The following is a 26,971-nucleotide window of genomic DNA, read 5'->3' on the forward strand; positions in this document are numbered from 1 at the left end:
TCTATACTTCAGTGGCTGTTCGCTGAACGATACCTAAACCCTCAATTCAAATAATAGAGGTAGGCAAGCCTGATGAAACCGGATCTTGAAATAGCGCCCCCACGCGGCACCGGCCGCACGATGCCACGTAGGGAATTCCTGCGGGCCCTGTCAGTGCTGGTCGCCGCTGGTGCCACCGGGCAGACGTTTCTGGCGGCCGATTACGCGCGCGCCGATGATCAGGCGGCACAAGTTTTTCCCGACGGTATCAAATCGGGTGATCCGACGCCGGGAGGCGCGGTTATCTGGACTCGCGTAGCGACTGACAACGGCGAACGTGTCGCCGTGCTGTGGTCAGTTGCAGAAGATGCGCTGATGCAGAATGTTGTGCGCGGCGGGTTCAGGCTGGTCGATGCATCCACCGGGCACAACCTGCATGTCAGGGTCAGGGGGCTGCGTCCGGACCGCTGGTACCATTACCGCTTTGAAGTTAAGGGTGTTGGCAGTGTTGTCGGCCGACTGCGCACCGCGCCGCGTACTTTTTCGTCACCGGATCATCTGCGCTATGCCTTTGCCAGTTGCCAGCAGCGGACGCAGAGTCACTACGTCGCTCATCGGGCGATCGCCAACGAAAATGTCGATTTTCTGTTGCACCTCGGCGATTATATCTACGCCAGTGATTCGGGCACTCAGACGGTGGAGGATTATCGCGGCGTGTACCAGCGCTTTCATTCAAACCCCGAGTTACAGGCACTGCAGGCACAGGTGCCTTTAGTGGCGGTATGGGATGACGGCGAGTTCTACAATGGCGTCGATCGCACCGGTGATCCGCAGCGTCTGGCGAACGCACGTCAGGCATGGTTTGAGGCCATGCCAGTGATGCGCAACCTGACAGACCGCACCTACAGAAGCCTGCGCTGGGGCAACCTCGCAGAGTTTATGCTGCTGGATACGCGCCAGTATCGCGATCCTGAAGTACCGGCCAATACCACCTTTGCAGGTCTGCTGGACGCGCAGGACACCACGATACCGCCGGGCGAAGAGATGTTTGAACCCGGTCGAACCACGCTGGGCGGCTGGCAGCTCGCGTGGCTGGCCCGTCGGCTCGCACGGTCCCGTGCGCAGTGGAAGATTCTCGGCAGCAGCTACGACATGGCGCCGTGGAAGCTGGTGGATTTTGATACCCCGGAGCTGCGCGCCGCGGACCCGGACCTGCAGAAGAATGGCGGCATCTACGTCTCCAATGAAGCCTGGGATGACTATCAGGACGAGCGCCGCAAGTTGATGCGATTTATAGAAAGCAAAAAAATCGCCAATGTGCTGGTGTCCGCCGGACACACCCACTTTTACAAGGCCAGCAATATCCAGCCGGATTTCGACGACATCAATTCGCCGATCACGGCGATGGAATTCGTCACCGGATCAATGACGGCTGACCCGCTGCCGACAGAAATTGCCCCAATCGAGCTGCTGCAACTGGCTGAAAACATCATGTTGCAGGCGAATGACCCTTACTTGCGTCATGTCGACCTCCTGCACCAGGGATATGTCGTTGTCGATGTCACGCCCGAGGAAACCATCGTCGAGTTCCGCGTTATCGACACACTGGACCCAACCGCCGAGGCGCGAACAAGAGGCCATTTCAGAGTGATAAACGGTGTGCCCGGTATAGAGACGCTGGCCTGACCGAATCCCACATCAAGGGGTCAGAGTCCTTGATCTAAGCTCCTTAATCTTGGCGGGATATCCAGTTTTTAATCGAGCACATCAAGGGGTCAGACTCCTTGATCTTGACGGGATATCCGGTTTCTTACCGAGTGATTAGATTCCTGGCGCTTTTACATAGTTTCGATGGCATCTAAAAACCATATGATCTCTTAGCGCGAAGCGAAAATACGCAGCTCTGCGGGGTATGCCTCATTTAACGAGATTGCTCACCCGATTCTGTGATCTGCCTGAACATTGCATCAGTTAAACTGCGTTTTTGTTTGTGCCGGTAATATGATAAAACGGTAATAGATTAAAAGGTCCAAAAGCGTTCAGGGAATTTGACCCCCTAAACGCGGTAATGGATCTGAACCCCCATCTTGTATGGATTGTCCGGACACGGAGGTTCCCATCAAAGGAACATTCTTACTTCTGTTTGTCTCTCTCGTTACTGCTTGTTCGCACCCGCTGGAAATTGTCGGTGAGGGGGACATCATGTCCGCCAGCGGAAACAGGACTTGTTTGCTGGAGGAGTTCGCAGCGGGAGCAGAGAACTGCAGTGAAAATAAGACGACAGGGGCATATCGGGAAACCTTTTACGCGACACCACGCGCAGGCTGGCAGTTTGATCACTGGGTCAACTGCCTGAAAGCCACTGCTAACGCGTGTAGCTTTGATATCGACGCTGAAACCGTGCAGGAAAACTGGCTGGAAACCATGCCGGCGCTGCGAGCTGTGTTTCTTCCCACTGAGCCCGCTGAGAGTGCGCCCGCCCCATTCCAGATTATTTACAACAACTCACAGGGGGCCAGCAGTATTCTCGGGTCATCGGCGGCTACGGTTCTCGTGGCCGGTGATAGTCTGACAGCTATATGGTCCGGTGTCGGTGCCGGTACGATGGCCGCATCCATTCGCGATGCGACCTGGATGAATGTTTGGGTGGCTTCCTCCGGTGGCTCCTCGATTCCCAACTGGTTATTCGAAGGTTGGTTATGGGGAGTGCCGGGCGGTGAAGTCGACTCCTTGCAGCAATTGGTAGATTTTCTGCAGCCCACCATTACGGTGATCGCACTGGGCAGCAACGATGCTCGCATAATTGCTGCAGGCATGACCACACCGAACGGGTATACTGCCGCTGTTCATCGCGCAGATCTGATCACTGCCGTGGAAGTGGCGCAGTCTTCGTCGCAGTGTGTTCTGATCACTAATGTTGCTGATAACTGGGATGCTCCAAACTTTGAGGCTGCTGTCGCGGCCGTGAACGCGAATATCGAATCGGTAATTGAGGAGAAGGATCGACCCGGAGCGCAACGGGTGATCCTTCTGGACTGGGTTGGACGGGAGCAGGGCCATCCTGAATACTACGCGGAGGACGGCCTCCATCACAGTGAAGCGGGTAAGGAGGCTTACAGAGCCGCCATCACGGATGCTGTGCGCTGGGTGCAGCTGTCCGGTGCCTGTGGAGCAGTGAATGACTGAAAGAATAGAGCACAGAGGAGAAACCACAATGCGACGAAACACCTGGCTAGTATCAGGCATCTTTACCACGCTGTTGCTTTTTGTGTCACAGGCTGTCCTGGCAGGACCGATTATCCTGCATGCTGGTGACCGGGTGCTGTACACAATAGAGTTTTCCGCTCTGGATATGACAGATGCCTACTGGTTTGATTTCAACCTGCAGGCAAGCCCGCTTCCCGGGGATTCGGCCTCATCCTATACGGAGTCCTGGGAATATACTGATGGTAGTTTCGGTGTTGGGCCGGTGGGCCCGCTTACCAATACCTCCTTTGAATATCGAGCAACGCTCGGCAGCGCAGGTCATGCGCTGGTTTCCACGGCGTTGTTGAATTACCAGCTGCTCGACGTGAAAGATTCGTTAACAGATAGCTTGCGCTATTCTTTGGAAATTTCGGTAAGGTCCAGAAGTGATGTATTTCTGGGTAACCCATCTATTAGTGCAACTGTTTTCGGGATTCCAGCGCCGGGGACCCCGGTGCTCTTGGCCATCGGCCTGCTGGCGTTGCTAGCATTGCAATGGCGGGCAGAAAGTAATCCCCGCGCTGTTTGCAGAACTCACTGAGCGGGGAAAGAGACAGGCTCCAGCAAATAGTCTGGCGGCGATAGTCCAGGATCACCTGACTAGCTCAGGTGCCCCGACCTCCCGCCCCTCAAGGGAAGCTCCCGCTGCCAGCGAAAACTTATTCGTTCTCCATCCTCCGCGGGATCAAGGGGTCAGAGTACTTGATCGACTAGACCTAACTTTGGTCCTTCCGCCAGATTTCTGGTCTCCACCCCAACCCGCAGAAGAGAGAGTGCGATAGGCTATGGCGTGCGCTTTCAAGGAGTCTGACCCCTTGATCTCCTTGATCTTTGATATACGTTTGATATGCGGCGTCTGTTGCGCGGTTTGCAAAGTTAGTTCAAACTGGTTTGGCAGTTCTTCCTCAAATCAAAGTTTAGGTTTGGCGATGTAACTCGTGGCCGTGCAGGTTTCTAAAAACAACATGGAGGCACTGGCAATATGAAGATCAAACAACATTTCCTCACCCCGTTTCTCGCAATGACGTTATTTTCAGGGCATGCCTTTGCAACCTTGATTGGCGATCAAGTTACATGCTCGTATAACCTGGATGCTGGCTTTTGGGGGGTATTCGCTGGCCCTTGTTCAATATCAGATGACGCGTTTTCACCGGGCCCTGCGCTCGTTGAAGATTCCATTCTGACGGATCCGGAGTTCTACTTGGGAGTAGACCTTCCCCTTGGTTCAGGCACAACATTTATCGTTGGTGGCGAGTTGGATATAGATGCGGATTCGATCACATTTAAGCCGCTCCCCCCGCTGACAACCTTTACAAACGAAGGGAAGCTTGTCATTGATGTCGGTTCTCTGAACTGGGTTGGTTTTCCTGAGAGTAGAATTTACGACGCCATTGGCTCGTCATCTAATTTCGAGGGTTCCCTGACGGTGACTCATGATGATGATTCCGTTCGGATCTCTATCGAGGCCAGTGAAAAACCACAGGCCGATACGCGCATAACCGTGAGACTTATTCCTTCACGGCCAGTGCCTATTGCCAGTACAGCAACCTTGTTTGCACTGGGCTTTTGTGGGCTTGCGCTGTTTTGGGGCAGAGCTCCGCACCGCGAGTAGTGGGCGGCCAACGTGAAAATCCAGTCGTAAGAGACTCGTCATATGACGAGTCTTTGACGAACAGCGGTTAGCGTTTACCCGGCTCCGAAACTCTCAATGGCTTTACCTGTGTCAGGCAAAGCATCGCAAATATCACCATGCCAGAGAAGATGGTGAACGGTAGTTCGTAACTTCCGGTGTGGTCATAGAGCACGCCAGTCAACCAGATGCCCACACCTCCGCCCGAGGCGTCCAATATGGTGATGGTTCCCAAGATTTTACCGGCATCGCGGATACCAAAGGTATTCATAACCGTTAACTGCAGTACGCTGTACACTCCGCCCCAGCCCAATCCGAAGGCAAGCATGGCCAGCCACACCAGTGAGATATTCATACCGTTTAGCACCACAGAGCCCATAAGCATAATTGCCAGGTTGAGGTAGAAAACCTTTGTCTTATCCAGCAAATCACTGAGAAAACCAAAAACAAATTTCCCGGCCAGCGCCGACAGGAAAAACACACTAATGGCATTGGTCGAAATCTGGGCATCAAAACCCGCATCGCGCATGTAGTTGTACACGTGAGCCTGAACGCCCAGTACAGTATAGAAAGTTGACATGGCAATGAACGCCAGTGCCCAGAATGTGCGTGAGCGCAGTGCTACACGAAACGTTACGCCCTCCCCAGTGTCTTTCCCGCTAACGGGGGAGCTTTGCAGTTCGCTCTGCGCGCGCTCACACTCATTCTGCTTTGGCCTGTCACGCAGCCAGAAATAGCTAACAAACAGGAGAATCGCAGGAAAAATAGTCGCCACCAGAAAAGCGACTCGCCAGTCCCAGTCGATAATCATGGCCGTGCCATACTGGGGGAAAAGCGCCCCGCCCAGGCTGGAGCCGCACAGCGCTATGCCTATGGCTGTGCCGCGATACCTTACAAACCATTGGGATACCAGAATGATGACTGCATTGAGTCCGCAAAACACCAGAACCAGTGCAAAAGCTGCGTGGAGGGCGTACATCTCTACCAAGCTGGAAAGGTTGCTGTAGCCAGAATAGCACAGCGCCAGCACAGACCAGCCCACCAGCATGCAGCGGCGCACACCGTATCTGTCCAGGCAGACCCCTGCCAAAGGTGCCAGCAAGCCGGTTAGCACCAGAGTAATGAGGTCGCGAAGTTTTATGTCGCCCATCGACCAGCCGAACGCATCTCTCAACGCTATGTCGTAGACAGAAAGTCCCGATATAGTCATGCCGTTGCTAACCATCAGGGCAACGCAGGCGAAGGCCGCCGTGAACCATGCACGTCTATTGGTGGTGGTCAATGCTGTTTTCTGTTGGAGTGTCATGCCTATATTGTCAGGCATGCGGAACATTAAAGGAATGCTGTCGATTCGACCAATTCAGGCATGAAAAATCAAAAGGTCAGGAGTTCTTGATCGAGCAGTTTACGGAAGCGTCGTTCATCAACCGGAAGGCCCCGAGCGATCACATTTCCAGATCATGACAACGAAAAGTTCCGACATTTATTTACTTCTACAAATAACTGCTGCGTAAAATTGGCAGGTTCACTTCATTCGGCCTGCGCCGCCATCTTGGTGTAGAAATCTGCGAATATGAGATCACGGTCGAAATCGATAGGTTCAATGACTGGCAACCCCGAGCCGGGTATCCAGCGACGGTCGTCATCCAGCGTCATGGGCGCAACTACTCTTTCGTCAAACACAGTAGGGTCCAGAAGATAACCGACAGTCACCATATCCCATAACACTTTGGAACGACCAACTTTGTTATCGAGTCCCGCGTAAAGTTCAAACAGGAAATCGCCAATCTCACCCTTGCCTTCAATGTACTCTTGCATCTCAGGCAGCGAGACTCGCAATTTTTCGCCGACGAAGTAGCCTGGAATATAGACCACGGGCGCGCCGCTCTCAAAGACAACACGCGCTGCATCTATATCCTGTACAAGGTTGAACGAATTGTTGGGATGAGGCCAAAACGAAGGATACGCCGCTGTCCAGACGATCACGATATCTTCCGCGATTGACGGGTCGATCAAGAGCGCACTCGCTACGTTTGTGATCGCACCATTGGCGATGACAACGAGACGTGAGTCGCGTTCCTCCTGTGCTAGTGCCACCAGGTTATTCGCAGCATCGCTCATCACCGGAGTAACGGCATCGTTCAGGAAGCGGTCAGAGCCGCGATGGATACCCTGGTCGGGAGTGAACCCGGTGAGTTCTGATATTTGCATGGCCATCGCATAGGCCTGCTCCATTGACGGTGCTGGTTCGACGTCGGGAACAACACTGAGATCGAGGCCCACGCTCATGAGACTCTTCTCCAGCATCCGAATGCCGAGCTCAGTCAATGCACCACGCCGGACTATCTCCTCTGAGAGCGCGTAAGGCGCAGCATAAATAGCCCGAATGTTAAGGCGCTCTGGCGAGAGGATCGCCTGCACCAGTGCGAACTCGTCGTCAATTTCGTTGGTTAGGTCTGTGTCGATAACGACTTCGAGCTGGCCCTCCCGTGGAATGAGTGAGGCTGGATCAATATCGACAGGCCCGGCAGGCGTATCGCCTTCAGGTTGAACCGTAGCGGAGTTTGAATCAGAACAAGCAACTATCGGAAGCGCGAGTACGAGTGTGATGATAAGATTTAGCAGGGAGTTTTTCATGGCGGAAAGGTAGCACTTGTTATCTGGCCTGTGCAAGCACACGCAGGTGCGCAAACGATGCATTCCGTTCAGGGAATCAAGGGGTCAGGAATCAAGGGGTCAGAGTACTTGATCAACTAGACCTCACTTTGGTTCTTCCCCCAGATTTCTGGTCTCCATCCCAATCCGCAGAAGGGAATCAAGGGGTCAGAGTACTTGATCAACAAGACCTAACTTAGGTCCTTCCCCCAAATTTCTGGTCTCCATTCCAATCCGCAGAAGAGGGAGCGCGATTGGCTATTGCGTGTAACTTCGCTATGAAATCTTCTGATCGGAATGCCCAACCGTTGTCAGTTGCATCGCTCAGTGAATGCAACATTCTGGCGCTAAATCCGCATTCGCCTGAGCATCCAAAGCGAGCACTTTCAAGGAGTCTGACCCCTTGATCTTGACCCCTTGAACTACCTTTGATATGCGGTGCCTGTTGCGCGGTTTGCAAAGTTAGTTCAGACTGGTTTGGCAGTTCTCCCTCAAATCAAAGTTTAGGTTTGGCGATGTAACTCGTGGCTATGCAGGTTTATAAAAACAATATGGAGGCACTGGCAATATGAAGATCAGGCGACATTTCCTCACCCCATTTCTCGCAATGACGTTATTTTCAGGGCATGCCTTTGCAACCTTGATCGGCGATCAAGTTACCTGCTCGTATAACCTGGATGCTGGCTTTTGGGGGGTATACGGTGGCCCTTGTTCCATATCAGAGGATGCGTTTTCACCGGGTCCTGCGCTCGTTGGAGATTCCATTTTGACGGATCCGGAGTTCTACTTGGGATTAGACCTTCCCCTTGGTTCAGGCACAGCATTTATCGTTGGTGGTGAGTTGGATATAGATGCGGATTCAATGACATTTAAACCGCTTCCCCCGCTGACAACCTTTGGAGACGAGGGGAAGCTTGTCATTGATATCGGTTCTCTGAACTGGGTTGGTTTTCCCGAGAGTAGAATTTACGACGCTATAGCCTCGTCAATTAATTTCGAGGGCTCCCTGACGGTGACTCATGATGATGATTCCGTTCGGATCTCTATCGAGGCCAGTGAAAAACCGCAGGCCGATACGCGCATAACCGTGAAACTTATTCCTTCTCGGTCAGTGCCTATTGCCAGTACAGTAAGCTTGTTTGCACTGGGCTTTTGTGGACTTGCTCTGTTTCGGGGCAGAGCTCCGCACCGCGAGTAGAGATCAAGGGGTCAGGAGATCAAGGGGTCAGAGTCCTTGATCAAGTAATTCTAGCCCCTGGATTTTCTCTCAGACTTCCGGTCTCCACCCCATCCAGCAGACGCGGGAGAGCGATTGGCCATGGCGTGCAGCTTCGCTATGAAATCCTCTGATCCAAATGCCCAACCTTTATTCGTTGCCTCTCGCAGTGAGTTCAAAATTTTGGGGCTTAGTCTGCATTCGAACAGTGCGGTATACTTTCGCTGCCTCTCCGAGGGTTCACGCCCGAGGCCTAAATACAATTGGTGCGCGGTTATTAATGAATTGGATTTGCCCAGTGCATTTGAGGCATAGCTGGACCACGGATACTGGTGAGGTGCAGCTACTATCCCGGCGCGAACAGGGTTCATTTCGATGTATCTGGAAACAGCAAAGAAATAGCTATCTGTATCCACCAGCGTAGACCTGTATCGTCCTTCCCATAGAGTGCCTGATCGGTTGTACTGGTCATTTACATATCTAACGTAGCACCTTCCAAGCGACTGCATCATTTTGCCACAGGACTCGGCAGACTCCGGTGATGCCAGCATGTGGACGTGATTTGTCATTAATACATAGGCATGGATGGCAACGTGGTACCGTTTCGATGACTCTGCAAGGAGCTCCAGATAACGAAGCCGGTCGATATCCTCAAAGAAGCACGTTGTGCGGTTGTTGCCGCGTTGGATGATGTGATGGGCACAGCCGTGCGCATAGAGGCGTGGTAATCTGGACATGAAGTAGCAAGGTCTTGATATACTTGATTGGCAAGAACAACAAAATCAAAGAGCTTTGGGAACATCGAAAGTGGGCGATTTCAAGGAGTCTGACCCCTTGATCTCTTTGTTGATCTCTTAATCTCCGGTCAGACTAACAGCAATGCAAAAACTACAACCCCGGCAGCGGCGGTCAGCAATGTGGACCGTCGTAGCCGGGTGCTGGAAATACCCAGCCATAGGCCGCTGAGAATAATAAAGATAAACCCAATGGCGAAGGCCTGCTGAAACGTTTTGAATTCGGAGGGACCATGCCCCTTGTGCAGTTCTATCATCCGGCTCTGCAGGCTGGGTCGAGCCTGAATAACTTCAACGCCGCTCTCGTTCAATTGCACTATATAGTGGTCCGAGGAGGTGGGGCGGGTATAGAGTTTGTCGCCGCTAACTTTGACATACTCAAAGCTGTAGGACTCCACCCCCGCATCAGCCAACAACGCGGACACATCAGCGTGGAGCGAGGCAGAGCTGCTGTCGATAGAGGCTTCAGAGCTAGTGTAAATGGCTTCCTGCTCAACCTGACCTTTGATCCCTGCTAAGTAAAGGCCACCTGAAATGGCTACAAACAGCACCGCAGGGGCAAAAAATGCCGCCAGATACATATGAATCGTTGTAAGTACTCTGCGATCCATTATTGAACTCCTAATCAAGCTTTGCAGGTTTGCAATATACCTGACAAATTCTCAAGGCAGGAGGGAAATTACGCACTGACACAAGTCAACGTATTTCCGAATGAGGGATCAAAGGATCTGGGTGAATTGCAATTACTGTAGCATTCTCGGATGACCCTATCTTTTCATCGTTCGATACCCTGACACCTCTTTTGCCGTAAACTCCAATCAAGGCTACACTTTCAGATTGAGCGAAGATAAGGCCATACAGGTGCGGCACATGAAAACGATAAAAACGGCACTGGTCTGCGCCGCTCCATTGCTTTTGCAAGCCTGCAGTCACCCGATCGAGATAGAGGGTGAAGGTGACGTTTATTCCAACTATGGCCGCAGTTGTACTCTGGAAGATACCCTGACGGCCCCCGTGCCTGACAACTGCGCCAAAAATTACGTCACTGATGGTTATTTCGATACGTACACCGCAATCCCGCGCGCTGGTTGGCAGTTTGATGGTTGGCGCAATTACTGTGCTGATGCCGTGGACAATACCTGTACTTTCAATGTCACCGCAGAGCAGGTGCGCAGTGCATGGTTCAAGACGGTGCCGCCGCTGGTAGCTGTATTCACTCCGCAAGGCAGTGTGAACTGCTCGTCGGTGGTTCCGGGCAGTAACTTCAGTGATGAAATGGTGTGTGCGCACAATGCGCGGCGCGGGACTTTCCCCACGCCCACGCCCAACCCGGCTTTGGAGGACCTACAATGGGATGAGGCGCTCGCCGATATTGCGACAGGGTATGCTGCCCAGTGTACGTGGGCACACAACAGTAATCGCAGTGACAGCTATCCGGGCTATGTCGGTGAAAACCTGGCGCTGTTCTCCAGTGGCTGGTCGGTCGACAGCCTCGTCGAATCAGCACTGTCCGGCTGGGTTGAGAGTGAAATGCCCGATTACGACTATGCCACCAATACCTGTACGGGCGTCTGCGGCCACTACACCCAGGTTGTCTGGCGCGCGACGACCCATGTGGGGTGCGCCGTGAAGCAATGCGGCTCTTTCACCAATCTCGATTCATCGTGGGATAACGCCTACCTGGTGGTCTGCAATTATTCACCGGGCGGGAATTACGTCGGGCAGTGGCCTTACTAGGCTGCAGCCGTTCGCGGAGGCCTATTCGAGCTTTGCCGCGTTCGCATCAGCGATACAGACGTCTAACCTGAGAGATGTGAAATAGTGCGCCGCCGCGAGGCCGATGCCATCGGCTCCACCCGTTATGACACCTATGTTGCCTGTAGCGAGGGCTGAGTGCTGTTGCCTCGGTAATTTCTCCGTTTAAGTCTCACACTCATTGCCTGCCGAACAATAAAGTCGCCAACGCAGTAGAACATCAAATTGGCAAGCTATTGATAAACTTTGATTATTCCGGATTAGGGAGACTGATAAACATGGGACGTTCATTGATTAAGTGGCTAGCCGGAGCGGCTATCGCCATCAGCCAGAGTGTATCAGCAGCACCCATCACCGATACCGTTATTGTCGGTACGCGGGAGTGGGCGCAGGTTGATTTGTTCACCAATGTCAGCTGGGCCACATTAAACAGCCAGTGTCCGGGGGGCGTTTGTTCGCTAGCGAGTGCGGTCAATGGCTACGACTTAAACGGGTGGACCTGGGCATCCCTGCAGGATGTGCAGGCGTTGTTTAATAGTTTTACAGGGCAGTCGACAGTGGCGCCCGGTTATTACTATGAGGCTGATTCAACCTGGGCTCCCTTGTTTTTGTCCTCTTTCAACGCCGTCCAGATTTTTGACCGGGCGAGACTCGTCACAGGATATACCTCCACATACGGAGGTGACAATTGGGCCTGGTCTCCAAAGCTTTGGGACCGCGACCCCTGGGAAGACTCCGTGGAGACCACTAGTTCCTACGGAGGGCAAGCTTGGCACGGTGCTGGCGCTTGGTTCGTAAGACCTGCAGCACAAGTACCTGCGCCAGCCACCTTGGGCCTGTTGGGCATGGGTTTGGCTGCCCTCGGTATATTCAGCCGAAAGCGCGCAACCAAGGTTTAACTCTTTCAATACTGCTGTCGTCCAACGCCTCCAGCGGGTGAGATTGCCATCAAGCGCAGCGGCTCTTTCCGGGGCCGCGGCCCGCAGGCAATGGGCATGGTGCTGGGTATCGTTTACCGGGGGATCTCGACCCATCTGATCCACAAGGGCGGACTACAACTCAAAGGCGGTGCGACTGGTGCGGTCACGCCTGCGCGGCGTATTGTCAATTTGTATAAAACACGTATGCAGATTGAAGGAAATTTCAGGGACACCAAGAGCCTTTTGGTCTGGGGACTGCCCGGGAAAGCCGTACAACGTTGCTCAGAGCGAGCAATCTGCTGCTGATAGCCGCCTTGGCTACATTGGAATTATGGGCAAGCGGCGTGTTTGCACTGCTACAAAATAGGTCAGGGTCAGAGTCCTTGATCCCAAACGTAGTCCAGATCTTGATGTTCTAACGTGCGGTGTTCGCTTGTTATTGTCAGTACTTCGAAAATGAACCTGTTCAACACGTTTATCAGGCAGGCTACCGTCACGCCAGAACGTTATTCGAAAGAGAGCTCAGCTCGGGCGCAGTATGAGTCGGCGGGGAAATTGTTGGGAGAATACGGCAGCGGGGTTAGTCCATTGTCTGTAGAAATAGCCCGAGTTTTGAGGTGCGGAAGTGTCAAACGTGCCGCGGGAAGGCCGGAGTGCCGAGGGTGTACAATCGCCACATGGCATACTTTCGCGGTAGCGTGAAAGAAAATCTGGCAGCTACCGAACGTAGGGCCATCAAGTGCCGAACAATTTGAAACTTTATAACCGCAGGTAAAGAAAATGGACCCCGCTGAAAAATTGCTCGCCATCGAGGAAATTAAACAACTCAAGTATCGCTATTTCAGGTACCTCGACATGAAACAGTGGGACGCCCTGCAAGCGGTTTTCACTGCAGATGCCACCACTAGCTATGACAACGGCAGGAACGCTTTCGATAGCCCAGAAGAAACTGTCAATTTCTTTCGCGAGAATATGACTAAGACACTGTACCACCAGCATCAGGGCCATCATCCGGAGATCACTATCATTGATGCCGAACACGCTTCCGGCATCTGGCATTTTGAAGATACAGTACTTGCTTCTGAGCATCAGGTGGTCATTCGCGGCACTGGTATCTACTGGGACGAATATCGCCGTGAGGATGGGCACTGGAAGTTTTCACGTACTGGGTATGAGCGACTATGGCTCTCACAGGAACCTTATCACCAAGCGGATTGGCGTGAAGTAAGAGGTTTTTTTGATGATGAGGAGCGTCAGCTCAGCGCCAAGAGAATAAAAACTGAAGCAGAAGCAGCTTTTTTTAACAATCTGGTCATACCCCGTTAATGGGGTAGTGCCCGACTTTTTGAAGGTATGTAAATGGTGCCCGGAGACAGAATCGAACTGCCGACACGGGGATTTTCAATCCCCTGCTCTACCGACTGAGCTATCCGGGCGTAACGCAGGTTTTACACTTCTCGCATTGCGCGAAAGGCGCGTATTAAACCTGTCTGCGCAGCGGTAGTCAAGCCACCACTGGCTTCAAGGGCCCGACTTACTCCGAAGGTGGGACGTAACCCTCAGCTTTGTCGTAGTCATCGCCGGAAAAGTACTTATCCATTTCGCCCTGCAGGTACTTTCTGGCTTCGGGGTCCACCAGGCTCAGGTGTTTCTCGTTGATCAGCATAGTCTGATGTTCCTGCCAGTCCTGCCACGCCTGTTTTGACACGTTCTCGAAGATTTCCTGACCTTTGGGGCCGGGATAGGGGGGCGCATCCAAGCCTTCCATTTCTTTCTTGTACTTCTTGCAATTCACCATGCGGGTCATCGTTAATACTCCGTTTTGGGCGCTATGTGCGAGCCTGAGGCTGCCAGTTTTTCCAGCAGCGAGGCCACCGGGGCCGCCAGTCCGATTTGTGGGGGTTGGCGCAGGTTATACCAGAGCTGACCTGAGGCTTCCATCACTGCTTGTGAACAACTGCCGAGTTCCACCAACACTGGCGTGATATCCAGGTGGTAGTGGCTGAATGTGTGGCGAAAATCTGCCTGCACTTCAACCGTGGAAGGCTCAGTGCCCCACAGGTCAAGGCATCGCGTGCTGCTGACGGCAGGGTCATCAATCTCCGGGAAGCACCACAGGCCCCCCCAGATGCCGCTGGACGGGCGTTTTTCCAGCCAGATATCACCCCCGTTGCTGCGCACTATCAGGAAACAGGTGGTTTTTACCGGCAGTACCTTGCGCGGCTTTTTCCCGGGGTAAGCTTTCTGCTCCCCCCGCGCCTTCGCTTCGCAATCCGCAGCGAGTGGGCAGTGCTCGCAGTCGGGTGCTGAGCGGGTGCACAGCGTCGCACCCAGATCCATCATTGCCTGCGTGTAATCGGCGCAGCGCTCGGTGGGTGTGTATTGTTCGGCAATATCCCACAGCCTCTGGTGCACCGCGGATTGCCCGGGCCAGCCCTCCACTGCATGGAATCGCGCCAGCACGCGTTTGACATTGCCATCGAGAATGCTGGCGCGCTGCCCAAACGCGATACTCAGTATCGCGCCTGCGGTAGAGCGCCCTACTCCCGGTAAATCGCACAGGCCTTCAATCGTGTCGGGGAACTGCCCGTCGGCCTCACTGACAACCTGCTTTGCCGCCTTGTGCAGGTTTCGCGCACGGGCGTAATAACCCAGCCCCGTCCACAGGTGTAGCACCTCGTCTTCAGGCGCCTTCGCCAGCGCCTGGACATCCGGGAAAGCCGCCATAAACCGCTCAAAATACGGAATCACAGTTTTTACCTGGGTCTGCTGCAGCATGATCTCCGACACCCACACGCGATAGGCACTCGTATCGCGCTGCCAGGGTAGGTCCTTGCGGCCGTGCTGGTCGAACCATGAGAGGACGCGTTTGGCGAAGGATGTATTACTTGGCATAAGACAAATTTGGGGGTGGCACGGGTGGAACAGGGTAATCGGTCGTTTGATCCAGTTCTACTAAATTCAATTCTCGCAGATGCTTCATTAGGTCAACGAAAGAAGTACAAGGGGGCGTGCTGAAGGAGAGTTTGGTCTGTATAGATCAGCGGGACCGTGCAGCGACAGGACGTCGCTGCCCGAGCCTGCACATGGATGTGCGCTTTTTGGCGTGTCCTGTTGATCTATACAGACCAAACTCTCCGCCACGGACCCAAATTTCAGTTCGGTTGTGGACGAAGCTTAACCTCAGTGAATTAAAAAGCAGATTCCCCTATAATGTCGCCCTTTTCGGAGGGCAGGCCCCCCGAAGTCACACCGCTGGAGAACCCCATGGCTGAGCGTAAGGCCACCATTACACGCGACACACTGGAGACGCAGATCACCGTATCGGTGAACCTCGACGGCACCGGCAAGGCTGAATTTGAGACGGGTGTGCCCTTTCTCGATCACATGATGGACCAGATCGCCCGCCACGGCCTGATTGATCTGAACATCAACGCCAAGGGTGATTTGCATATCGATGACCACCACACGGTGGAGGATATCGGCATCACGCTCGGTCAGGCTGTGGCCAAGGCAGTGGGCGACAAGAAAGGCATCCTGCGCTACGGTCACGCGTATGTGCCGTTGGACGAGGCACTCTCACGGGTGGTGATCGACTTTTCCGGGCGCCCGGGGCTGGAATTCAATGTGCCGTTCACGCGCGCGTCAGTCGGCGGTTTTGACGTCGATTTGTTCATGGAGTTCTTCCAGGGCTTCGTCAATCACGCGCTGGTCACCCTGCATATCGACAATCTGCGCGGCGACAACAGCCACCACCAGATCGAGACGGTGTTCAAGGCCTTTGGCCGTGCTGTGCGCATGGCGCTGACGGCCGATCCGCGTATGGCCGGCGTCACACCTTCCACCAAGGGCGTTTTGTAACAGGAACGCTGGTTATGAGTGCCTGTCCTTGAGTGCCTGTTTATGAGCGTTAATTATGAGCGTTAGTGTCGCCGTTATCGATTATGGCATGGGCAATCTGCATTCGGTGGCCAGCGCGCTGCAGCATGTGGGTGCCGGTGAGGTAGTGGTTACCCACGATGCTGAGCTGATCCGCCAGGCCGATCGCGTGGTGTTTCCCGGTGTCGGCGCCATCCGCGACTGTATGTCCGAGATCCGCCGGCTGAAGTGCGATGAGCTGCTGGCGCAGGCGTTAACCGAGCAACACGTGCCAGTGCTGGCAATTTGTGTCGGCCTGCAGGCATTGATGGATCGCTCTGAAGAGAATGACGGTGTCGATTGTCTGGGTATGATTCCCGGCGATGTGCGCTTCTTCGGCAACCCGCTTACGGATGACGACGGTCAGCGCCTGAAAGTACCGCATATGGGCTGGAACGAAGTGCGTCAGCAGCGCGATCACCCGCTGTGGGCCGGCATCCCCGACATGACCCGCTTCTACTTTGTACACAGCTATTACGTGCACGCCAAGGATCGCAGCCTGCTCGCCGGTAGTGTGGAATACGGTGTCAGTGCCGATGCCGCGCTCGCTCGCGACAACCTGTTCGCCGTGCAGTTTCACCCGGAGAAAAGTGCCGGCGCCGGGCTCACCCTGTTGAAAAATTTTCTGAACTGGAACGGACAATGTTAATTATCCCCGCAATCGATCTGAAAGACGGACAGTGCGTGCGCCTGCGTCAGGGCCTGATGGAAGACAGCACGGTGTTCTCCGATGATCCGGTGGCGATGGCCACGCGCTGGGTTCATGCCGGCTGCAGGCGGCTGCACCTGGTTGATCTCAACGGTGCCTTTGCGGGCGAGCCGGTTAATGGTGAGGTGGTAAAGGCGATCGCCGCCGCCTACCCGGATCTGCCGATACAGATCGGCGGTGGTATTCGCAATCTGGAGACGATTGAACACTACGTCAAAGCTGGTGTGAGCTATGTGATTATCGGCACCAAGGCGGTGAAAGAGCCGGAATTTGTCGCCGAGGCCTGCGCCGCGTTTCCGGGCAAGGTGATCGTCGGGCTAGACGCCAAAGATGGCCTGGTTGCCACTGACGGCTGGGCCGAAGTGTCCACGGTACAGGCCACCGATCTCGCCCGCCGCTTCGAATCTGATGGCGTATCCGCGATTGTTTACACAGACATTGCGCGCGACGGCATGATGCAGGGCGTGAACGTGCAGGCGACGGTGGCGATGGCACAGGCCTCCAGCATTCCGGTGATCGCCTCCGGCGGTATCACCAATATCGAAGATATCCGTAGCCTGCTGGCAGTTTCCGATACCGGCATCTGCGGTGCAATTACCGGCCGCGCGATTTATGAGGGCACGCTGGACGTCGCGGAGGCGCAGCGCCTCTGCGACGCAGCGGCGTAACACGATGGGGCTGGCCAAACGCATAATCCCCTGCCTGGACGTCGATAACGGCCGGGTGGTGAAAGGCGTTAACTTTGTCGATATCCGCGACGCCGGTGACCCGGTAGAAATTGCAATGCGCTACAACGAACAGGGTGCCGACGAGGTCTGCTTCCTGGATATCACGGCCAGCTCGGATGGTCGTGAAACTACAGTACACACGGTGGAGCAGATCGCCGAGCATGTGTTTATTCCGCTGACCGTCGGCGGCGGTATTCGCTCGGTGGATGATATTCGCGTCATGCTCAACGCCGGTGCCGACAAGGTCAGCATCAATACAGCCGCTATTCACAACCCGGAACTGGTGCGTGAATCCGCGCTGCGTTTTGGTTCCCAGTGCATTGTGGTGGCGATCGATGCCAAGCGTGTTGACGATGTAGACGGGCAGCCGCGCTGGGAGATATTCACCCACGGCGGCCGCAAGCCCACGGGTATTGATGCAGTGGCGTGGGCAGTGCGTATGGCGAAACTGGGTGCGGGTGAAATCCTGCTGACCAGTATGGATCGCGACGGCACGCGCAACGGGTTCGAGTTGGGCGTCACGCGGGCGATTAGCGATGCGGTGGAAATCCCGGTGATTGCCTCAGGTGGTGTTGGCACACTGGATCATTTGGTCGACGGCGTTACTCTCGGCGGCGCGGATGCGGTGCTGGCTGCCAGCATCTTTCATTTCGGCGAATTCACAGTACCACAGGCCAAAGCCTACATGGCCGAGCGCGGTATTGAAGTGCGGCGCTAGGCCTTACTCAGGATTCGCCGCCCGCTTCCTGCGCTGTTCTCCTGTCGCGCATTCCCAGAATATTCAGACCCTTCAGCAGTGCCAATGCTTCGTACAACTGGTTGTCGTCTGCCAGCAGCGGGCTGATCTGTTTCTTCGCTCTTTTACTCGTGCCATTGACGTTGTCCAGATGGCCGGAGAGGTCTGCCTCGGTAATACGGCGCGGGCTGTTATACGCTGTCACAGTGGCGCGCTCCACCTCGATGTCGGGCACGATGCCCTCGGCCTGTATGGAACGGCCATTGGGCGTGAAGTACAGCGCAGTGGTGAGCTTGATTGCGCGCGAGTCAGACAGCGGCAGCACGGTTTGCACTGAACCTTTGCCGAAACTCTGGGTGCCCATAATCACGGCCCGGCTATGATCCTGCAGTGCGCCGGCGACGATCTCCGAGGCGCTGGCCGAACCCTGGTTGATCAGCACTACGATGGGTGCGCCGTCTGTTGCATCCACTGCATCGGCGTCGTAGTACAGATCGGAATTGGCGACTCGCCCTTCGGTGTACACCACATTGCCGCCGTTCATAAACAGGCCGGCGACATCTACGCTGGCGCGCAGAATCCCGCCCGGGTTATTGCGCAGGTCCAGCACCAGACCCTTCAGCTTTTCCTCTGACATCAGCTTGTCCAGTGCCTTGCGTACATCTTCGCCGGTACTGGACTGGAACTGGGCTACCCGGATGTAGCCGTAGCCGGGCTCCAGCCAGCTGTGGCGCACGCTGGCGACTTTGATGGTATTGCGCACCAGGGTCACTTCAAAGGGCTGGCTCTCACCGGGTCTGCCGATGGAAAGTTCAATTTTGCTGCCCTTGGGCCCGCGCATGATCTCTATGGCCTCATTGAGTGTCAGGCCCTTTACCGGCACATTGCCCAGTTTGAGAATCACATCGCCGCTGCGCAGGCCGGCCTCCGATGCCGGGGAACCGTCAATGGGCGAGATGATAGTGACGTAGCCGTCCTCCATCCCCACTTCGAGCCCCAGCCCGGTAAACTCGCCGGAAGTGGTGTCCTGCAGGCTTTGGAAGGCGTCCTCGGTGAGGTAGGTGGAGTGCGGGTCCAGACCCATGAGCATGCCCTGTATTGCATATTCCAGCAGCGTGCTGTCGTCGATCTCCTCGACATAACCCTGGCGAATCTGGTTGAACACTTCGGCGAAGGTTCGCAATTCATCCAGCGGTAGCTGGCCCTGTTCCTCTACGGCTGAGAGGGGCGCGGATATGGCCAGTGCCAGGGCAGCGGCAATGCCCGCCAGGGCGTTTCGGAGCGAGGTATCAAGGTGCATGGTATTGTCTGTAGACCGGTAACCTGAGGAGCCACAGTTTACCTCATTCTTCCACCTCAGCGCCAAGCCGGTTGAGCCTCAATAATGCACTCAGTTTGTGCACCATTTGGCGGGATCGGTGGGTTTGCCGTTGTGGCGAATCTCGAAGTAGAGGGCGGCGTGGTCTTCGCCGCCGGTATTGCCCACCGTACTGATGGGTGTGCCGACGGTCACCCATTCTCCCACCTCGCGCAGCAGGCTTTCGTTGTGGGCGTACAGGCTCATATAGCCGTCGCCATGGTCGATGATCAGCAGCAGGCCGGAGCCGCGCAACCAGTCAGCGTAGACCACGCGGCCATGGTGTATGGCGCGCACAGTAGTGCCCTCATCCGCGGGTATGGTGAGACCCTGCCAGCGCATTTTGCCGGCGTTGCGGGAGCGCCCGAACTGGTTGCTGGGCTTGCCGGCGACCGGCCACGGCATCTGGCTTTTGGCGCTGGTGAATGTCGCATAGTTTTCTGGCGTTTCCAGATCGACAACAGCCTCTTCGATGGCCTGTAGCAAATCCTCAAGTTGTTTGCGATCCTCCTCCTTCTGCTTCAGCTGGGCGCTGTTACTGCTGATGCTGGCGCTCAGTTCCTCCATCGTGAGCTTGCGACTGGCCTGGGCGGCGGTGATGTCCGCCTGCTGCTGCTTCAGGGTCTCGCCACGCGCTGCCAGTTCCGCCTGTGTGTTGTCGATCTGCAGTTGCACTTCGGCCAGTTCGCGCAGCGTTCCGCGATACTGTTCCAGCAGGGTGTTACGGGCGCGAAAGAAATACCGGTAGTAACCCAGCAGGCGGGCGACGGTATGCGGGTCCTCCTGATTGAGAATGACCTTGATTTCACCCTGGCGCCCCATCTGCCAGGCGGTCTTCAATTCCTGGGCGATGCGCGCCTGTTGCTTGTCGCGCGCCGTTTTCAGCTCGGCGCGCTGGGCTTCGAGTGCCACCAGCTCCTGCTCGCCGGTTTCCAGTGCCTGCTGGTTCTCTGCGATCTGGCGCTGCAGCGTTCCCAGCTCTATCTCGGTTTGCCGCAGTTGCTGTTGTAACTCATCGTGTTGGCTGCTGGCAGCGGAAATCTCCTGCGTAATGCTCTGGATGTCCTCTTCCAGCTTCTGCAGTTGTTGGCGCGCTTTTTCCTCATCGGATTGCGCGATGCCCGGCAGCGGGAGGGCGGCGAGTAACAGCACCGGCAGCCAGTACCGACAGCGTGTTTCAGGCATTACTCATGGCCGGGGGATGTCGGTACGCGAAGGTCAAGCTTGCGGTGTAAACAGAATGTGGCCGGTCATTTCTGCCGGCTGTGGCAGATCCATCAGGCCCAGCAGTGTCGGTGCAATATCGGCCAGGATACCGCCGGTCGGCTGCAGGCTAAGTTTTTTCGCGCCGATATAGACCAGTGGCACCAGCTCGGTGGTGTGCTGGGTGTGTTTCTGGCCGGAGGTATAGTCGAGCATCTGCTCGCAGTTGCCGTGATCGGCAGTCACCAGCGCCTGCCCTCCCACCTGCAACAGCGCTTCCTCCACGCGGCCGAGGCATTCATCCAGTGCTTCCACGGCTTTCACTGCGGCATCGAAAACACCGGTGTGCCCAACCATGTCGCCATTGGCATAGTTGCACACGATGAGGTCGAATTTGCCAGATTTTATCGCCTCGACTAACTGATCGGTGACTTCCGGTGCACTCATCTCTGGCTGCATATCGTAGGTTGCGACATCGGGTGAGGCGATCAGTTGTCGCTTCTCGCCGTCAAACAGCGCTTCGCGGCCGCCGCTGAAAAAGAAGGTCACATGGGCGTATTTCTCGGTCTCGGCAATACGCAGCTGAGTCATATCGCGCCGCGCCAGATAATCGCCCAGTACGTTGTCCAGCTTCTCCGGTCCGTAAGCAACGCTGGCATCGAGGTCTGCCTCGTACTCTGTGAGCGTGACGAAATCGGCGAGTTGCGGCACCACCTTGCGTTCGAAGTGGTCGAAGTCGCGGTCGACAAATGCGTGGGTCAATTGGCGCGCGCGGTCTGAGCGGAAATTCATGAACAATACGGTGTCGTTGTCGGCTACAACGGCGGCGCTCTCCTGCTCGCCGGCGATGATGGTGGGCAGGACAAACTCGTCGTTCTCATCGCGCGCGTAGGCCTCGCGCAGGGCCTCGGTTGCGGAGCTGGAGCGGTAGTCACTGGCGCCCTCGACGAGCATGTCGTAGGCGGATTCGATGCGATCCCAGCGGTTGTCCCTGTCCATTGCGTAGTAGCGCCCGCAGATGCTGGCGGTGCGGCCGCAGCCAAGTTCAGCGAATAGCGCGTCGGCTTTTTCCAGCGAGGGGCCCGCGCTGCGCGGGGGGGTATCGCGGCCGTCGAGAAAAGCGTGCAGGTATATGCGCTCGGCGCCGCGCTCAGCCGCCAGGCGAATGGCGGCAAAAATCTGTTCCTCGTGGCTGTGCACGCCGCCGGGCGAGAGCAACCCGAAAATATGCACTGCGCCGCCGGCTGCAAGGGCTTTGTCGATGCCGCTGGTGAGCACCGGATTTTGCCCGAAACTGCCATCGCTGATCGCTTTGTCGATGCGCGTGATGTTCTGGTATATCACGCGGCCGGCCCCCAGACTCATATGCCCGACCTCGGAATTGCCCATCTGACCGCCAGGCAGGCCGACGTCTTCACCCGAGGCGGATATCAGCGCATGCGGACACTGCGCCCACAGCCGATCCCACACCGGCGTCGCCGCATTGGCGATGGCGTTGTCTTTGCTTTCCTCGCGGTAGCCCCAGCCATCCAATACAATCAGGACGGTGGGCTTCTTGTCGTTCTCACTCATGTCAGTTCCGGTCAAACAGGGAGGTTGTGGACGCTTGAAGCGCGCCATTTTAACCTGTCTGGCGAGGCAGTGCATTGCCTGTGTGGCCTCGGGCGATGCTATTGTGGCCTTTTGTGCGGCAGCTTCAATACGCGCCCCGGTGGACTGGTTGCGCTGTGGCAGACGCTGTATACTTGCGCCCCATTAGAGATACCCGCAATCGTCTCCCGGCAGCAGCAGTTGCCTTCCATCGTCGTCAATAGGTAGCAACAAGCAAAACCATGGCATTATTTTTTGAATTTCTGGCGCAGCAGTGGTTGCTGGTGGCTGCCCTTGTGGCGGTCATCGCGATGTTGATCATGCACGAAGGCCGCAAGTCCGGTCCGTCGCTGACGCCGCAGCAGGCGATAAACACGGTGAACGCTGAAGACGGGGTTTTTTTGGATCTGCGCGATGCTGCAGAGTACAAGAAGGGCCACATTGTCGGCTCTCTCAACATTCCAGCGACTAAGCTGGCCGCGCGTCTGGCCGAACTGGAAAAGTACAAAGACAAGCCGATCATACTGGTCTGCAAGATGGGCCAGCAATCGGGTGCGGCAGGCAAGCAGCTCAAGGCTGAAAATTACACCAGGGTCTACAAAATGTCGGGCGGCATGATGGAGTGGACCAATCTGCAACTGCCCACAGTTGCCTGAGGCGGGTTGTACGATGAGCCAGGCGGTTACACTCTATACCACGCAGTTTTGTCCCTATTGCGTGCGCGCGCGCAACCTGCTGGATGCCAAAGGTGTCGCATACGAGGATATCGCGGTGGATCACGACCCTCAGTTGCGTCGCGAAATGGCGGAGCGCGCCGGTCGCAATACGGTGCCACAAATATGGATAGGCGAGCAGCACATCGGTGGTTGTGATGAGATGATGCTGCTGGAGCGCCAGGGCCGCCTGGATGAATTACTGGGACAGGCAGGCGCCCTGTCCTGAATCGATCAATAGCTAAATTAATAAACACACGGAGGAAGGCTTCATGGCCGAAGAGCAAGCAGCAGGTATCCAGCAACAGTTTTCGGTACAGCGTATCTATATCAAGGATGTGTCTTTTGAATCACCGTCCACACCGGAAGTATTCAAGAAACAGTGGCAGCCAAAAGTGAGTGTCGACCTCAACACCAAAAGCAATCCTATCGACGAGGAGGGCAACTTTGAGGTGGTCCTGGCGATTACCATTACCGCCAAGATCGATGAAAATACCGCGTTCCTGATTGAGGTGCACCAGGCGGGCATCTTCTTTGTTAAGGGTTTTCAGGATGAAGATCTGCGCCGGGTTCTCGGCACAGCGGCACCCAATGTACTGTTCCCGTACGCGCGGGAAACGATCGACTCCCTGTGCGTCAAGGGTGCATTCCCGGCTATCATGCTGGCCCCGGTCAACTTTGAGGCCGTGTACCAGCAGGCGTTGGCCCAGTCGCAGAACGCACCGGCCGACGGTTCACCAGCCACTCACTGATCGTAAGCACTTACTTATTGTAGGTTCGGAAACCCCAGCTGCCGCAGGCCCTCGTATACAACCAGGGCGGCGGCATTGCTCAGGTTGAGGCTGCGGCTGTCAGGCTTCATTGGGATGCGAATGGCCCCGGTGACTCCGAGATGCGTGAGCACGCTCTGTGGTAGACCGCGAGTCTCCGGGCCGAACAGTATCGCATCACCGGCCCGATAACTAACCTCGTGGTATGCGCCAGCACCCTTTGTGGTCGCGCCAAAAATTCTGTTCTCGCCGTGTTCGCGGTAAAAATGTCCCAGGTCTGGATAGAGCTGCACATCAGCGAATTCGCGGTAGTCCAGTCCCGCGCGCCGCATCTTTTTGTCGTCCAGGTCAAAACCCAGTGGTTCTATCAGGTGCAGTGAGCAGCCGGTGTTGGCGCACAGGCGGATAATATTGCCGGTGTTGGGTGGGATCTCCGGCTCGAACAGGACAATTTTAAACATGCCCTACGGTATCACAGGTCGCTAGAGTTGCAGATCCTTGATCTTGCGGGTGAGCGTATTGCGCCCCCATCCCAGCAGCTCGGCGGCATCGCGCTTGCGCCCCTGGGTGTGCTGCAGTGCCACCTGAATCATCACTTTTTCAAAAGTGGGGACCGCTTCCTGCAGGATTTGCTGTTTGCCCTGCACCAGCTCATTGCGTGCCCAGTGGAACAACAGGTCCGGCCATTCCATTTCTTCATTCTTCTGCGGCTTGGGTGAGCCCGTGCCCAATTCCGGTGGCAGATCACTGAGGTGTACCTCCCGACCGGAGGCCATCACGGTGATCCATCGACAGCAGTTTTCCAGCTGTCGCACATTTCCCGGCCAGCTCAGCCCGACCAGGAACTCTTCAGCTTCCGGCAGCAGAATCTTGGTTTCGCCGCCGAGTTCCCTGGCTGCCTGCTGAAAGAAATATTTCATCAGCCGCGGAATGTCCTCGCGCCGCTCGGCGAGTGTGGGGATATGTATCCGGATAACATTCAAGCGATGGAACAGGTCTTCGCGAAAATCACCCTGTTGTACCAGACTCTCCAGATTCTGGTGGGTAGCTGCGATGATGCGCACATCGACGGATACCGGAATGTGGCCGCCCACGCGATAGAACTCACCGTCGGCCAGTACACGCAACAACCGGGTCTGGGTATCGGCGGGCATATCGCCTATTTCGTCGAGAAACAGTGTGCCGCCATCGGCCTGTTCAAAGCGGCCCTCGCGCTTGCTGTTGGCACCAGTGAACGCACCTTTTTCATGCCCGAACAGTTCCGACTCCATCAGGTCCTTGGGAATGGCGGCCATATTGAGTGCGATGAAGGGGGCTTCGCTGCGCGGGCTGTGACGGTGCAGTGCGTGCGCGACCAGCTCCTTGCCGGTGCCGGATTCGCCATTAATCAGCACAGTGATATTGCTGTGGGCCAGCCGACCGATGGCGCGGAAGACCTCCTGCATAGCGGGCGCTTCGCCGATGATTTCCGTGTGCGGTAGTTCCTCAGCCGCAGGTGTATTGCCTTTTTGCTCTTTGGCATGCGCCAGCGCCCGCTCGGTGACAGCGATCACCTCATCGAGGTCAAACGGCTTGGGTAGGTATTCAAAAGCGCCCTTCTGGTAGGCGGACACGGCGCTGTCCAGGTCGGAGTGGGCGGTTGTGATAATAACGGGCAGATCGGGATACTGTTGCTTGATGCGTGTGAGCAATTCCAAACCATTGGTGCCGGGCATACGAATATCACTGATGATGACATCTGGTTGGCTGCTGGCGAGCTTGCGCAGCAGTTCATCGCCATCGGCAAAACTCTCATTTTCGATGTTTGCCTGCGAGAGTGCCCGTTCCAGAACCCAACGAATTGAAGTGTCGTCATCGGCGACCCAGACTTTTGAAGCGTTACGCATGCGTTTGTTCCATAGGTAAATAGATGGTGAAGCGGGTCTCGCCAGGCGTGCTCTCGCACTCCATGGCCCCCCCGTGAAGATGAATGCTCGATTGCGCTATCGACAGACCCAGACCGGTACCCTCAGCGCGACCGGTGACCATCGGTGCGAACACCGAGTGCTGCAGTTCTTCCGGAATACCGGGCCCGTTGTCGATAATATCCACTCTGCAGACCAGGCGGTGGAGCGTTGTGCCCACCGTAAACTGGCGCTGCGAGCGGGTGCGCATAATAATTCTGCAGTCTGCGAGGTTGGGGGCAGCCTGCAGGGCATTGCGGGTGATGTTGAGAACGGCCTGAATCAGCTGCGCGCGGTCGCAGGGAAATTCCGGTAGGCTGGGGTCGTAGTCGCGGATAACGGTGACACGGTTTTCCGATTCTGCGCTGATCAGGTTACGGACGTGTTCCAGAACCTCGTGGATATTCAGCGGTTTCAGTTCCAACTGGCGGTTGGGCCCCAGCAACCTATCCACCAGATCGCGCAGCCTGTCTGCCTCTCGGATGATTATGCTGGTGTACTCAGCGAGGTCTTCGTTGGGCAACTCCCTGGCCAACAGCTGTGCTGCCCCGCGCACACCACCCAGCGGATTCTTGATCTCGTGGGCCAGCCCTCGGATTATTGCCCTGCTGGTTTCCTGTGCATGCTGCAAATTGCCATCCCTGCTGATTCGCAGCAGCCTGTCTACCGCCAGAAGCTCGACCAACAGCCCGGGTTCCCCCTTGCTGCTGGTGAACGGCGTAATGATGACATCGAGGTGAATCTCCTGCCCAGAAGGCAGCATCAGGGCAATACTGCGACTGGCGTGAGGGCTGTCGCTTTCAAGCACCTGTGTCAATATCCCGAGCCATTCCTCGGAGTGCATTAACAGTTTTTCAGCGTGTTCGCCGAGGCAGCGCGCCTCTGAGGTGTCCAGTAGTGCCTGGCCAGCCGCGTTCAGCGAACACACCCTTAAATCGCTGTCCAGCACCAGCACTCCGGTACTGATACTGTCGAGTATGTTCGGTTCCAGATTCATCCTTGCCTCATATGTGGGCAACTGTGCCGCACCGTCTCTGCCCAAATTTAAATCGGCACCCCTAATGCATAAGCAAAAATGAAGCCAGAAAGGGATGAAGTAGAAAAAAGAT

The 26,971-nt window shown here is 55.7% G+C and carries 27 protein-coding genes and 1 tRNA gene; 15 read left to right on the forward strand and 13 right to left on the reverse strand.

Features of this window, described 5'->3' with window-relative positions:
- The first annotated feature begins 72 nt into the window (after window positions 1–72).
- The 4 genes from AC0L6S_RS17335 (at window position 73) to AC0L6S_RS17350 (ending at window position 4,837) form a co-directional block, all read left to right on the forward strand.
- Window positions 73–1,665 (forward strand): alkaline phosphatase D family protein, encoded by a 1,593-nt coding sequence (locus tag AC0L6S_RS17335; protein WP_473425365.1) that lies wholly within the window; start codon window positions 73–75, stop codon window positions 1,663–1,665.
- A gap of 516 nt (window positions 1,666–2,181) precedes the next feature.
- Window positions 2,182–3,165 (forward strand): SGNH/GDSL hydrolase family protein, encoded by a 984-nt coding sequence (locus AC0L6S_RS17340; protein ID WP_473425366.1) that lies wholly within the window; start codon window positions 2,182–2,184, stop codon window positions 3,163–3,165.
- Window positions 3,158–3,766, forward strand: a complete 609-nt coding sequence (locus AC0L6S_RS17345) for a hypothetical protein (protein ID WP_473425367.1) — start codon at window positions 3,158–3,160, stop codon at window positions 3,764–3,766. Before AC0L6S_RS17340 ends, AC0L6S_RS17345 begins: the two co-directional genes overlap by 8 nt.
- 441 nt (window positions 3,767–4,207) lie before the next feature.
- The gene (locus AC0L6S_RS17350; protein ID WP_473425368.1) at window positions 4,208–4,837 is read left to right on the forward strand and encodes a hypothetical protein; all 630 of its coding nucleotides are present in this window, start codon (window positions 4,208–4,210) and stop codon (window positions 4,835–4,837) included.
- A gap of 67 nt (window positions 4,838–4,904) precedes the next feature.
- Here the strand turns inward: AC0L6S_RS17350 and AC0L6S_RS17355 are convergent, their stop codons facing one another.
- A complete protein-coding gene (locus AC0L6S_RS17355; RefSeq protein ID WP_473425369.1) occupies window positions 4,905–6,161 on the reverse strand; it encodes an MFS transporter in 1,257 nt (418 codons plus the stop codon).
- 224 nt (window positions 6,162–6,385) lie between these two features.
- Complete coding sequence (locus AC0L6S_RS17360) at window positions 6,386–7,492, reverse strand: nucleoside hydrolase (protein ID WP_473425370.1); 1,107 nt, start codon at window positions 7,490–7,492, stop codon at window positions 6,386–6,388.
- A gap of 586 nt (window positions 7,493–8,078) precedes the next feature.
- On the opposite strand from AC0L6S_RS17360, the gene AC0L6S_RS17365 reads away from it, so the two are divergent.
- Window positions 8,079–8,708, forward strand: a complete 630-nt coding sequence (locus AC0L6S_RS17365) for a hypothetical protein (protein ID WP_473425371.1) — start codon at window positions 8,079–8,081, stop codon at window positions 8,706–8,708.
- A 50-nt stretch (window positions 8,709–8,758) separates the two neighbouring features.
- Here the strand turns inward: AC0L6S_RS17365 and AC0L6S_RS17370 are convergent, their stop codons facing one another.
- Together AC0L6S_RS17370 and AC0L6S_RS17375 are read right to left on the reverse strand one after the other, a co-directional pair.
- Window positions 8,759–9,463, reverse strand: coding sequence for a transposase (locus tag AC0L6S_RS17370; RefSeq protein ID WP_473425372.1), 705 nt, complete (start codon window positions 9,461–9,463; stop codon window positions 8,759–8,761).
- Between the two features lie 128 nt (window positions 9,464–9,591).
- Window positions 9,592–10,131, reverse strand: coding sequence for a PepSY-associated TM helix domain-containing protein (locus tag AC0L6S_RS17375; protein ID WP_473425373.1), 540 nt, complete (start codon window positions 10,129–10,131; stop codon window positions 9,592–9,594).
- A 259-nt stretch (window positions 10,132–10,390) separates the two neighbouring features.
- On the opposite strand from AC0L6S_RS17375, the gene AC0L6S_RS17380 reads away from it, so the two are divergent.
- The 3 genes from AC0L6S_RS17380 to AC0L6S_RS17390 all read left to right on the forward strand — a co-directional run bounded on the left by AC0L6S_RS17380 (window position 10,391) and on the right by AC0L6S_RS17390 (window position 13,521).
- Window positions 10,391–11,257, forward strand: a complete 867-nt coding sequence (locus tag AC0L6S_RS17380) for a CAP domain-containing protein (protein WP_473425374.1) — start codon at window positions 10,391–10,393, stop codon at window positions 11,255–11,257.
- 296 nt (window positions 11,258–11,553) lie between these two features.
- Window positions 11,554–12,174, forward strand: coding sequence for a PEP-CTERM sorting domain-containing protein (locus tag AC0L6S_RS17385; RefSeq protein WP_473425375.1), 621 nt, complete (start codon window positions 11,554–11,556; stop codon window positions 12,172–12,174).
- Between the two features lie 801 nt (window positions 12,175–12,975).
- Complete coding sequence (locus AC0L6S_RS17390; RefSeq protein ID WP_473425376.1) at window positions 12,976–13,521, forward strand: nuclear transport factor 2 family protein; 546 nt, start codon at window positions 12,976–12,978, stop codon at window positions 13,519–13,521.
- A gap of 34 nt (window positions 13,522–13,555) precedes the next feature.
- Here the strand turns inward: AC0L6S_RS17390 and AC0L6S_RS17395 are convergent.
- From AC0L6S_RS17395 to mutY, 3 genes are all read right to left on the reverse strand, one after another.
- Window positions 13,556–13,631, reverse strand: a tRNA-Phe gene (locus AC0L6S_RS17395).
- Window positions 13,632–13,729: 98 nt separating this feature from the next.
- Window positions 13,730–14,002 (reverse strand): oxidative damage protection protein, encoded by a 273-nt coding sequence (locus tag AC0L6S_RS17400; RefSeq protein WP_473425377.1) that lies wholly within the window; start codon window positions 14,000–14,002, stop codon window positions 13,730–13,732.
- 2 nt (window positions 14,003–14,004) lie between these two features.
- On the reverse strand, window positions 14,005–15,090 hold the full coding sequence (gene mutY, locus AC0L6S_RS17405; RefSeq protein ID WP_473425378.1) for an A/G-specific adenine glycosylase: 1,086 nt from the start codon (window positions 15,088–15,090) through the stop codon (window positions 14,005–14,007).
- A gap of 372 nt (window positions 15,091–15,462) precedes the next feature.
- On the opposite strand from mutY, the gene hisB reads away from it, so the two are divergent.
- From hisB to hisF, 4 genes are read left to right on the forward strand one after another with little or no spacing between them, the layout of a single operon-like run.
- Window positions 15,463–16,056 carry an imidazoleglycerol-phosphate dehydratase HisB gene (gene hisB, locus AC0L6S_RS17410; RefSeq protein WP_473425379.1) on the forward strand — a complete coding sequence of 198 codons (594 nt, stop codon included), beginning with the start codon at window positions 15,463–15,465 and terminating at the stop codon, window positions 16,054–16,056.
- Window positions 16,057–16,111: 55 nt separating this feature from the next.
- On the forward strand, window positions 16,112–16,762 hold the full coding sequence (hisH, locus tag AC0L6S_RS17415) for an imidazole glycerol phosphate synthase subunit HisH (RefSeq protein WP_473425380.1): 651 nt from the start codon (window positions 16,112–16,114) through the stop codon (window positions 16,760–16,762).
- Window positions 16,756–17,490, forward strand: coding sequence for a 1-(5-phosphoribosyl)-5-[(5-phosphoribosylamino)methylideneamino]imidazole-4-carboxamide isomerase (gene hisA, locus AC0L6S_RS17420; protein ID WP_473425381.1), 735 nt, complete (start codon window positions 16,756–16,758; stop codon window positions 17,488–17,490). The genes hisH and hisA overlap by 7 nt, the downstream gene beginning before the upstream one ends.
- A gap of 4 nt (window positions 17,491–17,494) precedes the next feature.
- A complete protein-coding gene (hisF, locus tag AC0L6S_RS17425; protein WP_473425382.1) occupies window positions 17,495–18,268 on the forward strand; it encodes an imidazole glycerol phosphate synthase subunit HisF in 774 nt (257 codons plus the stop codon).
- A 7-nt stretch (window positions 18,269–18,275) separates the two neighbouring features.
- On the opposite strand, the gene AC0L6S_RS17430 is transcribed toward hisF, so the two are convergent.
- The 3 genes from AC0L6S_RS17430 to gpmI all read right to left on the reverse strand — a co-directional run bounded on the left by AC0L6S_RS17430 (window position 18,276) and on the right by gpmI (window position 22,418).
- Complete coding sequence (locus AC0L6S_RS17430; protein WP_473425383.1) at window positions 18,276–19,586, reverse strand: S41 family peptidase; 1,311 nt, start codon at window positions 19,584–19,586, stop codon at window positions 18,276–18,278.
- 90 nt (window positions 19,587–19,676) lie between these two features.
- On the reverse strand, window positions 19,677–20,828 hold the full coding sequence (locus tag AC0L6S_RS17435) for a murein hydrolase activator EnvC family protein (protein WP_473425384.1): 1,152 nt from the start codon (window positions 20,826–20,828) through the stop codon (window positions 19,677–19,679).
- A 33-nt stretch (window positions 20,829–20,861) separates the two neighbouring features.
- Window positions 20,862–22,418: a 2,3-bisphosphoglycerate-independent phosphoglycerate mutase gene (gpmI, locus tag AC0L6S_RS17440; protein ID WP_473425385.1), complete on the reverse strand. Its 1,557-nt coding sequence runs from the start codon at window positions 22,416–22,418 to the stop codon at window positions 20,862–20,864.
- A gap of 260 nt (window positions 22,419–22,678) precedes the next feature.
- Between gpmI and AC0L6S_RS17445 the strand changes: the two genes are divergently transcribed.
- From AC0L6S_RS17445 to secB, 3 genes are read left to right on the forward strand one after another with little or no spacing between them, the layout of a single operon-like run.
- A complete protein-coding gene (locus AC0L6S_RS17445; RefSeq protein WP_473425386.1) occupies window positions 22,679–23,092 on the forward strand; it encodes a rhodanese-like domain-containing protein in 414 nt (137 codons plus the stop codon).
- A gap of 13 nt (window positions 23,093–23,105) precedes the next feature.
- Entirely contained in the window at window positions 23,106–23,378 is a 273-nt protein-coding gene (gene grxC / locus AC0L6S_RS17450; protein WP_473425387.1) for a glutaredoxin 3, read from the forward strand.
- A gap of 43 nt (window positions 23,379–23,421) precedes the next feature.
- The gene (gene secB / locus AC0L6S_RS17455; protein ID WP_473425388.1) at window positions 23,422–23,901 is read left to right on the forward strand and encodes a protein-export chaperone SecB; all 480 of its coding nucleotides are present in this window, start codon (window positions 23,422–23,424) and stop codon (window positions 23,899–23,901) included.
- A gap of 14 nt (window positions 23,902–23,915) precedes the next feature.
- Here the strand turns inward: secB and AC0L6S_RS17460 are convergent, their stop codons facing one another.
- From AC0L6S_RS17460 to glnL, 3 genes are read right to left on the reverse strand one after another with little or no spacing between them, the layout of a single operon-like run.
- Window positions 23,916–24,380, reverse strand: coding sequence for a tRNA (cytidine(34)-2'-O)-methyltransferase (locus AC0L6S_RS17460; protein WP_473425389.1), 465 nt, complete (start codon window positions 24,378–24,380; stop codon window positions 23,916–23,918).
- 21 nt (window positions 24,381–24,401) lie between these two features.
- Entirely contained in the window at window positions 24,402–25,805 is a 1,404-nt protein-coding gene (gene glnG / locus AC0L6S_RS17465) for a nitrogen regulation protein NR(I) (protein WP_473425390.1), read from the reverse strand.
- The gene (glnL, locus tag AC0L6S_RS17470; protein WP_473425391.1) at window positions 25,798–26,859 is read right to left on the reverse strand and encodes a nitrogen regulation protein NR(II); all 1,062 of its coding nucleotides are present in this window, start codon (window positions 26,857–26,859) and stop codon (window positions 25,798–25,800) included. The genes glnG and glnL overlap by 8 nt, the downstream gene beginning before the upstream one ends.
- Window positions 26,860–26,971 lie beyond the last annotated feature (112 nt).

This window comes from Halioglobus sp. D3-4, from assembly GCF_055809315.1.

Coding starts and splice junctions, on each gene's coding strand:
- AC0L6S_RS17335 (WP_473425365.1), top strand. CDS start 73: ATGAAACCGGATCTTGAAATAGCGCCCCCACGCGGCACCGGCCGCACG.
- AC0L6S_RS17385 (WP_473425375.1), top strand. CDS start 11,554: ATGGGACGTTCATTGATTAAGTGGCTAGCCGGAGCGGCTATCGCCATC.
- mutY (WP_473425378.1), bottom strand. CDS start 15,090: ATGCCAAGTAATACATCCTTCGCCAAACGCGTCCTCTCATGGTTCGAC.
- glnG (WP_473425390.1), bottom strand. CDS start 25,805: ATGCGTAACGCTTCAAAAGTCTGGGTCGCCGATGACGACACTTCAATT.
- AC0L6S_RS17390 (WP_473425376.1), top strand. CDS start 12,976: ATGGACCCCGCTGAAAAATTGCTCGCCATCGAGGAAATTAAACAACTC.
- gpmI (WP_473425385.1), bottom strand. CDS start 22,418: ATGAGTGAGAACGACAAGAAGCCCACCGTCCTGATTGTATTGGATGGC.
- AC0L6S_RS17435 (WP_473425384.1), bottom strand. CDS start 20,828: ATGCCTGAAACACGCTGTCGGTACTGGCTGCCGGTGCTGTTACTCGCC.
- AC0L6S_RS17460 (WP_473425389.1), bottom strand. CDS start 24,380: ATGTTTAAAATTGTCCTGTTCGAGCCGGAGATCCCACCCAACACCGGC.
- AC0L6S_RS17345 (WP_473425367.1), top strand. CDS start 3,158: ATGACTGAAAGAATAGAGCACAGAGGAGAAACCACAATGCGACGAAAC.
- AC0L6S_RS17350 (WP_473425368.1), top strand. CDS start 4,208: ATGAAGATCAAACAACATTTCCTCACCCCGTTTCTCGCAATGACGTTA.
- hisB (WP_473425379.1), top strand. CDS start 15,463: ATGGCTGAGCGTAAGGCCACCATTACACGCGACACACTGGAGACGCAG.
- grxC (WP_473425387.1), top strand. CDS start 23,106: ATGAGCCAGGCGGTTACACTCTATACCACGCAGTTTTGTCCCTATTGC.
- AC0L6S_RS17365 (WP_473425371.1), top strand. CDS start 8,079: ATGAAGATCAGGCGACATTTCCTCACCCCATTTCTCGCAATGACGTTA.
- AC0L6S_RS17430 (WP_473425383.1), bottom strand. CDS start 19,586: ATGCACCTTGATACCTCGCTCCGAAACGCCCTGGCGGGCATTGCCGCT.
- AC0L6S_RS17360 (WP_473425370.1), bottom strand. CDS start 7,492: ATGAAAAACTCCCTGCTAAATCTTATCATCACACTCGTACTCGCGCTT.
- hisF (WP_473425382.1), top strand. CDS start 17,495: ATGGGGCTGGCCAAACGCATAATCCCCTGCCTGGACGTCGATAACGGC.
- secB (WP_473425388.1), top strand. CDS start 23,422: ATGGCCGAAGAGCAAGCAGCAGGTATCCAGCAACAGTTTTCGGTACAG.
- AC0L6S_RS17370 (WP_473425372.1), bottom strand. CDS start 9,463: ATGTCCAGATTACCACGCCTCTATGCGCACGGCTGTGCCCATCACATC.
- AC0L6S_RS17400 (WP_473425377.1), bottom strand. CDS start 14,002: ATGACCCGCATGGTGAATTGCAAGAAGTACAAGAAAGAAATGGAAGGC.
- AC0L6S_RS17340 (WP_473425366.1), top strand. CDS start 2,182: ATGTCCGCCAGCGGAAACAGGACTTGTTTGCTGGAGGAGTTCGCAGCG.
- AC0L6S_RS17380 (WP_473425374.1), top strand. CDS start 10,391: ATGAAAACGATAAAAACGGCACTGGTCTGCGCCGCTCCATTGCTTTTG.
- AC0L6S_RS17445 (WP_473425386.1), top strand. CDS start 22,679: ATGGCATTATTTTTTGAATTTCTGGCGCAGCAGTGGTTGCTGGTGGCT.
- AC0L6S_RS17375 (WP_473425373.1), bottom strand. CDS start 10,131: ATGGATCGCAGAGTACTTACAACGATTCATATGTATCTGGCGGCATTT.
- glnL (WP_473425391.1), bottom strand. CDS start 26,859: ATGAATCTGGAACCGAACATACTCGACAGTATCAGTACCGGAGTGCTG.
- AC0L6S_RS17355 (WP_473425369.1), bottom strand. CDS start 6,161: ATGACACTCCAACAGAAAACAGCATTGACCACCACCAATAGACGTGCA.
- hisA (WP_473425381.1), top strand. CDS start 16,756: ATGTTAATTATCCCCGCAATCGATCTGAAAGACGGACAGTGCGTGCGC.
- hisH (WP_473425380.1), top strand. CDS start 16,112: ATGAGCGTTAGTGTCGCCGTTATCGATTATGGCATGGGCAATCTGCAT.